The following is a 1,172-nucleotide window of genomic DNA, read 5'->3' on the forward strand; positions in this document are numbered from 1 at the left end:
GGTGAAGGTCATGTACTGGTCGAAGAAGTCCTCGTGGAAGTCGTGGACCAGCTTCAGGAGGTCGTCGCACCGGCCCCCGCGCCCGTACCGCGCGAGGAAGAACCCTTCGAAGGTGATGCGCTGCGGCAGGGTGAGGTCGAAGGCGGGCAGCACCCGCTCGACGGCGGCCAGCGGCCCGGCGGCCAGCTCGGCCCAGGCGGCGGGATCCAGCTCCGTCCGCACACCCGCCGAGGCACCGCCCGGTACGCCCGAGCCGCCCGCCGCCGCGTCCTCGTACAGCAGCGTCTGCGGCACCTTCGCCCGCTCCGCCCCCAGCTCCTCCTCCTGCACCGCCCGCAGCTGGGCCCGCAAGGTGTCCAGCAGCACGCGCCGCTCCTCCGGCGAGGCGTCCGCGAACCGCTCGACGCACCGGGCGGGCCCCTCCAGCCGGTCCGCGAGCCGGTCGGCCCAGGGGCGCTCCAGGCCCCCCAGCGCCCCCTGGAACGCCCGCAGCGGGTCGGTGTCGTGCACCTCGGTCCGCAGACACGGCACCTGGACCATGCCGACGTCCAGCAGCGCCCCGAGGTACTGCTCGCACTCCTCGCGGGTGGCCCCCTGGTCGCGGGCCAGCCACTCCACCAGCTCCCCGTACCGCAGCACGCTCCCCCGGCGCTCCTCGAAGAGGCCGAGCAGCCGGTCCAGGGTGCCGCTGCGGCGCAGGAAGAAGAGCCGGTCCTTCACCGCGTCGAACGTGACGGCCGTGTCGTCGTCGCCCGCCGTCACCCACCGCCGCACATACCGCACCCGGTCGTCGTCGCGGCCCCACCCGGAGGCGGGGGCGACCGGCAGATCGGCGCGGCGGGCCGGGTCCGCGACCACGGCGTCCGCGAGGCGGCCCAGCGCGACGACGTTGAGCCGGGCCTGCGCCCGCCACTCCTCGTCCACCCGCAGCCGCAGCCCGTCGGAGCCGGTGAGCGAGCCGAGCGCGACCCCGGTGAAGGTGGAGAAGGGGCTCGTCTTGCACGCGGTCCGGTACACGTAACTCAGCAGCGACCGCTCGATCTTGCGCTCCTTCTTGCCGGGCCGGGCGCCGCCCGCCGGGGCCGTCCGCCGGTACGCGTCGAGCTGGGCGTCCAGGGCCGGGGAGGCGAGCAGCAGGGCCCGGCGCAGCCGCTCGTGGCCCGCCAGCTCCC

General features: G+C 75.8%; 1 protein-coding gene. It reads right to left on the bottom strand.

Going from position 1 to position 1,172, the window contains the following annotated elements; translation table 11 throughout:
• A partial coding sequence (locus AB0M27_RS48010; RefSeq protein WP_365732488.1) for a lantibiotic dehydratase occupies positions 1–1,172 on the bottom strand: 1,172 nt, incomplete at both ends.

Origin of the sequence: Streptomyces sp. NPDC052107 (assembly GCF_040680215.1) — a bacterium.
GTDB lineage: Bacteria > Actinomycetota > Actinomycetes > Streptomycetales > Streptomycetaceae > Streptomyces.